We start from the raw sequence: 8,581 nt of genomic DNA on the forward strand, positions 1-8,581 counted from the left end.
CCTTTTTCGCACCGCCGCCACCCCGCGGGCCCGACTGCGGCGGCCTGCGGACACATGGTGACGGCAGCGCTCGGCGGAACGACGATGTCCCACGAAAAAGGCCCGGTCACAACCGATCAGGTTGCTACCCGGCCTTCTGGAATCCCTGCCGCGACTCAGTCCTCGCCGAAGAGGCGGCGGCGCTGCTGGTCCTCGGCCTTGGCGGCGGCCAGGCGGCGCTGCTCCTCGGCGGCGAGCTGGACCGAAGTGCGGGCCCAGACCACGCGGACCCAGTGGAAGGTCAGCACGATGATGGCGAGTGTGGCCACGATGAGGCCGACGCCCGGGCCCGCGCCGTGGTAGTTGCCGAGGCCGGGGGTCTGGCGGTGCCAGATGGACAGCACGCCGAAGACACTGCCGACAGCGGAACCGGCGACGGCGATCCAGGCCAGCATCCAGCGGCGGGTGATGAGCGCGAGCACCGAGAAGCCGATGCCGAAGATCACCACGAACCAGACGAACACCCGCGACGGCAGGCCGATGTGATCGGCCTGGGCGACGGTGTCGTAGAGCAGCACGTCGAAGCCGCGGGTCTTGCCCGCGTGCGGCAGCACCAGCGAAGCCAGCAGCACGAACACCGAACCGGCGACCACCATGGCCCGCATGCCCGGGTCGATCTCGCCGGCGATCTTGCGTTCGACGGCCTCGAGGTCCGCGCGGAACTGCTCGAAGTCCTGACTGTGGTCGGCCGCCTTCATGCTCTCCTCGTTCGCGTCGGGCGCCTGCTGCGACGCCGTATCCGATTGTGCTGCTTCGTCTTCCGGCTGCTCCGGCCGGTCACGAGGCTCGTCGGAGCCGGTGGGCTGCTGCTCGGTCATACCGCGGATCCTCGCTCACGCCTGGGTCGTCGAGTCCCGCACCGCGCTCGGGCGCGGCACCGGAGTGGTCGGCGGCGTGTCGGGCGGAATCCCGCGATGGCGATCCACCGCACGTCCCCCCGCGATCCTGCCCTATGACGCTGCGTAGTTGACAGCCGACCCACGGTTCGCGGCGCCCGGGCGGCCCGGGCGCGCGCTCCGACGGCGCCCGCTAGTCGCCGCAGGCGGAACCGCACCCCGCGGCGGCGGTCTCGACCACCACGGGCGCGCCGATGCTGGGCAGGCCCAGGCCGACGCCGATCGGCGCGGTCTTGGGGGTGATGCCCTGCTCGTGGGCGTCGCCCGCGCGGGTACGGCGGTGGCTCAGCACCTCGCCGTCGGCGATCAGGTAGTGCGGGGCCGCGCCGGTGACGTCGATGGTGATGATGTCGCCGGGCCGGATCTCGCTGCCCGGGGCCGGGTTCACGGTCGGGCGGAAGTGGACCAGGCGGCCGTCGCGGGCGCGTCCGGACATGCGGGCGGTCTTGTCGTTCTTCTTGCCCGCGCCCTCGGCGACCAGCAGTTCGACGGTCGAACCGACCAGCGCCTGATTGCCTTCCAGCGAGATCTGCTCCTGCAGCTCGATCAGCCGGTCGTAGCGTTCCTGCACGACCTCCTTGGGCAGCTGGTCGGGCATGGTCGCGGCCGGGGTGCCCGGGCGGATCGAGTACTGGAAGGTGAACGCGCTGGTGAACCGCGCCTGCCGCACCACGTCCAGGGTGGCCTGGAAGTCCTCCTCGGTCTCGCCGGGGAAGCCCACGATGATGTCGGTGGTGATGGCGGCGTGCGGCATGGCGGCGCGCACCTTCTCGATGATGCCGAGGAACTTGGCGCTGCGGTAGGAACGGCGCATGGCCTTGAGCACGCGGTCCGAGCCGGACTGCAGCGGCATGTGCAGCTGCGGGCAGACATTCGGGGTCTCAGCCATGGCCTCGATCACATCGTCGGTGAATTCGGCCGGGTGCGGGGAGGTGAAGCGGATCCGCTCGAGGCCCTCGATGGTGCCGGCGGCGCGCAGCAGCTTCGCGAAAGCGCCACGGTCGCGCGGCTCGTCGGGGTCGGCGAAGGAGACGCCGTAGGAGTTCACGTTCTGACCCAGCAGCGTCACCTCGAGCACGCCCTGCTCGACGAGCGCCTGCACCTCGGCGAGCACGTCGCCGGGCCGCCGGTCGACCTCCTTGCCGCGCAGCGCCGGAACGATGCAGAACGTGCAGGTGTTGTTGCAGCCCACCGAGATCGACACCCAGCCCGCGTACGCGGACTCACGCTTGGCGGGCAGCGTGGACGGGAACGCCTCGAGCGATTCGATGATCTCGACCTGCGCCTGCTCGTTGTGGCGGGCCCGCTCCAGCAGCACCGGCAGCGAGCCGATGTTGTGGGTGCCGAACACCACATCCACCCAGGGCGCCTTCTTGACCACGGTGTCGCGGTCCTTCTGCGCCAGGCAGCCGCCGACCGCGATCTGCATGCCCTCGCGTTCGGCCTTGATCGGCGCGAGGTGGCCGAGGGTGCCGTACAGCTTGTTGTCGGCGTTCTCGCGCACCGCGCAGGTATTGAAGACGACCAGGTCAGCGGTATCGCCGGCCACGGCCTTGACGTAGCCGGCATCCTCGAGCAGGCCCGAGAGCCGCTCGGAGTCGTGCACGTTCATCTGGCAGCCGTAGGTGCGGACCTCGTAGGTCCGGGCCGGGGAATTCACTCAACCAGGGTAATAGCTGCCCCGCGCGGGCCATAAACGCCATCGGTCGACGGCCGCCGATGGTCGCGGAGTTGTCGCTGAATCAACGCCCGACCGGCCGGACTGGTCTCGGCGGCGTCAATCGCTGGTTACGCGCGGGTGTCGAGTCTCGGCACAGCCCGGGCCGGACCGGCAAAGACGAGCATTTCGGGCGCAAGGTGGTTAGGGTCACTGGTCATGACCGACGTGGCCGATTCCATCAGCACTCCCGCGCCGATGATCTCGATGCGGAATGTGGACAAGCACTTCGGCTCGCTGCACGTCTTGCGTGACATCAATCTCGAAGTGCCCAAGGGGCAGGTCGTGATCGTGGTGGGACCCTCGGGCTCCGGCAAGTCGACGTTGTGCCGAACCATCAACCGGCTCGAGACCATCGATTCCGGTGAGATCGCCGTCGACGGGGTGAAACTGCCCGAGGAAGGCAAGGCCCTCGCCAAGCTGCGCGCCGACGTGGGCATGGTGTTCCAGCAGTTCAACCTGTTCGCGCACAAGACGATTCTCGACAATGTGATGCTGGCGCCGGTGAAGGTGCGCCGCACCGACAAGGCCAAGGCGCGAGCCCGGGCGCTGGAGCTGCTCGACCGGGTCGGCATCGCCAATCAGGCCGACAAGTATCCGGCGCAGCTCTCCGGCGGACAGCAGCAGCGCGTGGCCATCGCCCGCGCGCTGGCGATGAGCCCGAAGGTGATGCTGTTCGACGAGCCCACCTCCGCACTCGACCCGGAAATGGTGTCCGAGGTGCTCGAGGTCATGGTCGGGCTGGCCCGCGACGGCATGACCATGCTGGTCGTCACGCACGAGATGGGCTTCGCGCGTCGCGCCGGCAATCGGGTGCTGTTCATGGCCGACGGGCAGATCGTCGAGGACACCGAACCCGAATCCTTCTTCACCGCACCGAAATCGGATCGCGCCAGGGACTTCCTCGGCAAGATCCTCTCCCACTGACTCCACAAGAGAACAGGACGTTCGATGAGGATCAACCCCGCGCTCAGGATCGCCGCCGGAGTGGCTGCCCTGGCTCTCGCCGTCACCGCGTGCGGCGGCGGCAGCAGCAAGACCGCCAGCCAGCACGCCGCCGACGGCAAGCTCACCATCGGCATCAAGTACGACCAGCCGGGCCTGGGCCTGCACAACAAGGACGGCAGCTTCAGCGGCTTCGACGTCGACGTCGCCACCTACGTGGCCGACAAGCTGGGCGTGAAGGCGGAGAACATCACCTTCAAGGAGTCGCCGTCGGCGCAGCGCGAGACGCTGATCGAGAACGGGCAGGTCGATTTCATCGTCGCCACCTACTCGATCACCGACAAGCGCAAGGAGAAGGTCGATTTCGCGGGCCCGTACTTCCAGACCGGGCAGTCGCTGCTGGTGCGGTCGGACAACACCGACATCACCGGGCCGGATTCGCTGAACGGCAACAAGAAGCTGTGCTCGGTGAAGGGCTCCACCCCGGCGCAGAACATCAAGGACAAGTACGTCGCCGCCCATGAGGTGCAGCTGATCACGTACGACACCTACTCGCTGTGCGTGGAGGCGCTCAAGTCCGGCGCGGTCGACGCGGTCACCACCGACGACATCATCCTGCGCGGTTACGCGGCGCAGTCGCCGGGCGCGCTCAAGGTGGTCGGCAACACCTTCACCGTCGAGAAGTACGGGATCGGCGTGAAGAAGGGCGACACCGAATCGCGCGGCAAGATCAATGACGCCATCGACGCCATGATCGCCTCGGGGGCGTGGAAGGCCGCGCTGGAGAAGGAGTTCGGCACCACCGGATTCCAGGTTCCGGAGCCGCCCAAGGTCGACCGGTACTGATTCGCGGACTCGTGCCGGGTGATTTCCTGCTGCTGAAATCACCTGGCACGCTTCGTTTTCCGATCGGAGGAATGGGGCAGTCGTGTTCGACTTGATCTCCAACTATCACACCAAGCTGCTCGACGCGTTCTGGGTTACCATCAAACTGACGCTGTACTCGGGGTTCTGGGCGCTGATTCTCGGCACCCTCGTCGCGGGGATGCGGGTGTCGCCGATTCCGATCGCGCGCTGGATCGGCACGTTGTACGTCAATATCATCCGGAACACGCCGCTCACGCTGATCATCGTGTTCTGCTCCATCGGCCTGTACTCCACGCTCGGGCTGCGGCTCGCGGCGGAGGGGCCGAACAGCATCTCCGAGAACAACTTCCGGTTCGCGATCGTCGGATTGAGTGTCTACACGGCGGCTTTCGTCTGCGAGTCGCTGCGGGCGGGCATCAACACGGTGCCGTTCGGGCAGTCGGAGGCGGGCCGTTCGCTGGGGTTCACCTTCGGGCAGAACCTGCGCATGGTGGTGCTGCCGCAGGCCTTCCGCGCGGTCATCGCGCCGCTGGGCAGCGTGCTCATCGCCCTGACCAAGAACTCGACCATCGCCTCGGCCATCGGTGTCGGCGAGGCGGCGCTGCTCATGGCGGAGATGAACGAGAACGAGGCGGCCGTGCTCAATATCGGCGCCATCTTCGCGCTCGGGTTCGTGATCCTGACCCTGCCGACCGGCCTGTTCTTCGGCTGGCTGGCCAAACGATACGAGGTGGCGCGATGACCGCGGCGTCCGTGCTCTACGACGCGCCCGGCCCCCGCGCCCGGGTGCGCTACCGGATCTATACGGTCATCGCGATCGCCGCGGTCGCCGCGGTGTTGTGGTTCGTCTACCGCGGGCTCGCCGACAAGGGTCAGTTCACCGAAGCCAAATGGAAGCCGTTCACCGAGAGCCAGGTGTGGAGCACCTACCTGCTGCCGGGTCTGCGCGGCACGCTCGAGGCGGCGGCGCTGTCCATCGTGCTGGCGCTGGTGCTGGGCATGCTGTTCGGCATTCTGCGGATGTCGGATCATCGGGCGATCCGCTGGTTCGCGGCCGTGGTGGTGGAGGTCTCGCGGGCGATTCCCGTGCTGGTCCTGATGATCTTCCTCTACTACCTGTTCGCCAAGCAGAACGCCTTCCCCTCCGATCAGCTGGCGCTGGCGGCGGTGGTGACGGCACTGACGGTCTACAACGGGTCGGTCATCGCCGAGATCGTGCGCTCGGGCATCCGCGCGCTGCCCAAGGGGCAGACCGAGGCGGCCGTGGCGCTGGGCATGCGCAAGACCCAGGTGATGGTGTCGATCTTGCTCCCGCAAGCGATCACCGCCATGATGCCGGCGCTGATCTCGCAGATGGTGGTGGCGCTCAAGGACTCCGCGCTCGGCTACCAGATCACCTACCTCGAGATCGTGCGCTCGGGCACCCAACTCGGTGCCGCGCAGCAGAACCCGATCCCGTCGCTGATCGTGATCGCCATCATCATGATCATCATCAACTACACGCTGACCGTGCTGGCCACCCGCGTCGAGAAGTGGCTGCGCACCCGCAAACGCGGCTCTCGAGCCGTGGTCGCAGCGGGCACCATCACCGCCCCGCCCGGCATGGACGCCATGGTGTCCGACGTTTCCCTGCAGAAACCGCCGAACTGACCGGTGCGGCTTGCCCGACCGCCGGACAAGCCGCTCCCCCAGCTCGCATACTGAATTTCATGACCGAAGACGACAGCGCTCGAAGAGAATTCGTCTTCGGGCTCTTCCTGGCCACGGTGCTCGCCCCGCTCCTCGCGGGGCTCACCACCTTCGCCGCCATCCTCGGCGTCCACCTCACCCGCGAGGCCGCACACCGGCTCCGCGCCGCCCGCCGAGAGAAACCTCCGGAGCCCGAGTCCCCGCACCTCGTCGCCCAGCGCCCGTTCCGCCACGCCGGACACCGGCACGCGCGCCGCGCACTCTCCACCCGCCGCCCTGGCGGAGTCCTGCACTGACCTGCCGGCCGGTGGACATCGGCCGAGCTCCTGCACCAGTGCTACCACCTACGCGCGCTTGCGATGTGAGGACTCAGCGGTTGTGATCAGTCACCTGACAGATCGGCCTCGGCCAGTTCGGCTTTCACCACCGCGTAGGCCGTCGATGCGCTGAAGCCGCGCCGGGCCAGGAGGCCGACGAGGCGTTGGGTGGCCTTGGCGTGGTCCAGGTTCCGGGGCAGGGTGCGAATCTTCGCACGCACCAATTCGGCGGCGCGGGCTTGCTCGTCATCCTCGGCCGAGTCGGCAGGGGGCGGAGACGAGAGCTTCGAACGGCGCGGTGAGGACGCTGTTCCAGATGTCCGGTCGGTTCGATCGGGAGCACCGGTGCCGAAGTCGGCGGCGTTCAGCTCGGTGGTCACGACCTTGTAGGCGGTGGCGGAGGCGTAGCCGCGACGGGCCAGGAAGCCGACCAGGCGGCGGGTGGCTGTTTCGCGGTCGAGGGTTGGGGAGAGCGTGCGGAGCTTGGTGCGGATGAGTTCGGTTGCGGATTCGGTGTCGTCGGAGGGGGATTCGCGGCGGGGGTGGGTGGGGTTCGAATCACCGGTCGGCGTGGACGCGGCGCGGCGGGGGGTGGGTTGGGGCGGGAGTTCAGTGGTCACCACGTCGAAGGCGGTCCCCGGGTTGTAGCCCTTGCGGGCCAGCATGGCGACCAGGCGACGGACAGCCTTGTCACGGTCGAGTTCCGGGGAGAGGTTCGCGGCCTTGCGTCGGACCAGGTCCGACGCGCGAGTCCGCTCGTCGGCGGGGGTGATCGCCTCCAGGGCCGGCTCGGCGTGCTCAGGTGCGATCCCCTTGCGCCGCAATTCCTCGGCGAGCACCTTCTTCCCCTTGCCCCCATAGGTGTGCCGCGAACGCACCCACTGCTGCGCGAACGCCGCGTCGTCGATCAACCCGACCTCGGTCAGCCGATCGAGCACCCGCTTCGCCACATCAGCGTTGAACCCCTTGTCTGCCAGCCGATCCGCCAACTCGAACCGACTCCGAGCCCGATCGGTCAGCAGACGCAGGCAGATGTCCTTCGCCTGCGCTTCGGTACCACCACCCGCCGGCGCAGCCACACCGGCCGATTCCTCACCGCCCTCATTCCGCCCCCGCCGACGGCCACCCCTCCCACGCCGACCGCCCTCATCCTCGGAATCGACACCATCGTCCCCAGCCCGTTCCCCGTACTCCCCGCGCCGACGCCCACCACGACGCCCACGTCCACCGGCCCGATCCGCACCATGCCCGCCGCCATCCGACCCCGGACCCTGGTTCTCATCGACTTCGCCGTACGACTCCCCCGCAGCCGAGTTCCTGTCATCCCGACGTCCCCTGCGGCGGGTGTTCCCTTCATCGGCATCTCGATACCCGGTATTGCCCGACTGCTCCTCCGAGGCCGCCTTCGCCCGACTCCCCCGACGACCCCGCAGCTCCGAGCCCGCCGCGTTCGCTGCCGCATTGGCAGCGGCAACAGCGGTGGCCTCGGCCAAGGCGGCACGTGCCGCCGCCAGCTTGTCGCCGGGTGCCTTGGGGGCCGAATTCGACTCTCCCCCACCAGCAGCGGTGTGCGCGGTCGAGGACTTGTCGGCAAGGCTTCGCTCGGATCGCTGAAGCGAGGTCCCGCCGTCGCCGGGGGCAGTGGGCGCTTCCCCTCGCCACTGCCCCGGCGAACGGCCTCGCCCCATGGGCGAACGGCGTTGAGGGCGGGATGGATTCGGGGGCGGGACATCGAAGGTCGGATCAGCGGCGGCGGCTGGTGGACGACGGGCGGATTCACCGGCAAGGCGTGGAGGTTCGGAGTCACGGGGCGGCCGTGCGGATGTCGCGCCTGAGGAGACGGGATCGTCGCCAGGGGCATCCGGATCATGATCCGCGGCCTCGGAGTTCGAGTGTGCCGAGTCGGGGCGGGGCGGTGCGTCGTCGGCGGTGCGCCAGGTGGAGCGGTCGTCGCTCGGCGAATGGTGTTCGGGGGGCGCGTAGTAGGAGTCGGCGCGGCCGCCGGAGGGGCCGTAGTTCCAGCCGCCGCCGGAGGCGTAGGGGTCGGCGGAGTCGCGGCCGAAGAGGTCGTGGCTCGGCTCGGCGGACCGGCGGGTGGTGGGGCGGGAGGG

Annotated in this window: 8 protein-coding genes and 1 pseudogene; 5 read left to right on the plus strand and 4 right to left on the minus strand. The window is 68.5% G+C overall.

Translation table 11 applies throughout. From position 1 onward, the window contains the following. Positions 1 to 155: 155 nt before the first annotated feature. Positions 156 to 737, minus strand: coding sequence for a hypothetical protein (locus ACFV4K_RS32480; RefSeq protein WP_379280084.1), 582 nt, complete (start codon positions 735 to 737; stop codon positions 156 to 158). Between the two features lie 331 nt (positions 738 to 1,068). After that, positions 1,069 to 2,595 (minus strand): tRNA (N6-isopentenyl adenosine(37)-C2)-methylthiotransferase MiaB, encoded by a 1,527-nt coding sequence (gene miaB, locus ACFV4K_RS32485; RefSeq protein ID WP_379280080.1) that lies wholly within the window; start codon positions 2,593 to 2,595, stop codon positions 1,069 to 1,071. A 255-nt stretch (positions 2,596 to 2,850) separates the two neighbouring features. On the opposite strand from miaB, the gene ACFV4K_RS32490 reads away from it, so the two are divergent. The 5 genes from ACFV4K_RS32490 (at position 2,851) to ACFV4K_RS32510 (ending at position 6,449) form a co-directional block, all read left to right on the plus strand. Continuing rightward, positions 2,851 to 3,579, plus strand: coding sequence for an amino acid ABC transporter ATP-binding protein (locus ACFV4K_RS32490; RefSeq protein ID WP_357096756.1), 729 nt, complete (start codon positions 2,851 to 2,853; stop codon positions 3,577 to 3,579). 24 nt (positions 3,580 to 3,603) lie between these two features. Next, the gene (locus tag ACFV4K_RS32495; protein WP_379280081.1) at positions 3,604 to 4,443 is read left to right on the plus strand and encodes a glutamate ABC transporter substrate-binding protein; all 840 of its coding nucleotides are present in this window, start codon (positions 3,604 to 3,606) and stop codon (positions 4,441 to 4,443) included. An 82-nt stretch (positions 4,444 to 4,525) separates the two neighbouring features. After that, complete coding sequence (locus tag ACFV4K_RS32500) at positions 4,526 to 5,206, plus strand: amino acid ABC transporter permease (RefSeq protein WP_357096646.1); 681 nt, start codon at positions 4,526 to 4,528, stop codon at positions 5,204 to 5,206. Then, positions 5,203 to 6,114: an amino acid ABC transporter permease gene (locus ACFV4K_RS32505; RefSeq protein WP_379280082.1), complete on the plus strand. Its 912-nt coding sequence runs from the start codon at positions 5,203 to 5,205 to the stop codon at positions 6,112 to 6,114. The genes ACFV4K_RS32500 and ACFV4K_RS32505 overlap by 4 nt, the downstream gene beginning before the upstream one ends. Before the next feature lie 59 nt (positions 6,115 to 6,173). Then, positions 6,174 to 6,449 carry a hypothetical protein gene (locus ACFV4K_RS32510; protein ID WP_379280083.1) on the plus strand — a complete coding sequence of 92 codons (276 nt, stop codon included), beginning with the start codon at positions 6,174 to 6,176 and terminating at the stop codon, positions 6,447 to 6,449. An 86-nt stretch (positions 6,450 to 6,535) separates the two neighbouring features. On the opposite strand, the gene ACFV4K_RS32515 is transcribed toward ACFV4K_RS32510, so the two are convergent. Both ACFV4K_RS32515 and recX read right to left on the minus strand, forming a co-directional pair. Beyond that, complete coding sequence (locus tag ACFV4K_RS32515) at positions 6,536 to 7,093, minus strand: hypothetical protein (RefSeq protein WP_379280085.1); 558 nt, start codon at positions 7,091 to 7,093, stop codon at positions 6,536 to 6,538. Then, positions 7,076 to 7,576 (minus strand): annotated as a pseudogene (recX, locus tag ACFV4K_RS32520) (recombination regulator RecX); the annotation flags it as partial. The pseudogene recX and the gene ACFV4K_RS32515, both read right to left, overlap by 18 nt. Between the last annotated feature and the right edge of the window lie 1,005 nt (positions 7,577 to 8,581).

The sequence above is a fragment of the Nocardia sp. NPDC059764 genome (assembly GCF_042732555.1).
Classification (GTDB): Bacteria; Actinomycetota; Actinomycetes; order Mycobacteriales; family Mycobacteriaceae; genus Nocardia.

What these genes read in the sequence shown, in the direction of transcription:
- ACFV4K_RS32490 (WP_357096756.1), top strand. Translation starts at nt 2,851, where the DNA reads ATGATCTCGATGCGGAATGTGGACAAGCACTTCGGCTCGCTGCACGTC.
- ACFV4K_RS32505 (WP_379280082.1), top strand. Translation starts at nt 5,203, where the DNA reads ATGACCGCGGCGTCCGTGCTCTACGACGCGCCCGGCCCCCGCGCCCGG.
- ACFV4K_RS32480 (WP_379280084.1), bottom strand. Translation starts at nt 737, where the DNA reads ATGAAGGCGGCCGACCACAGTCAGGACTTCGAGCAGTTCCGCGCGGAC.
- ACFV4K_RS32510 (WP_379280083.1), top strand. Translation starts at nt 6,174, where the DNA reads ATGACCGAAGACGACAGCGCTCGAAGAGAATTCGTCTTCGGGCTCTTC.
- ACFV4K_RS32495 (WP_379280081.1), top strand. Translation starts at nt 3,604, where the DNA reads ATGAGGATCAACCCCGCGCTCAGGATCGCCGCCGGAGTGGCTGCCCTG.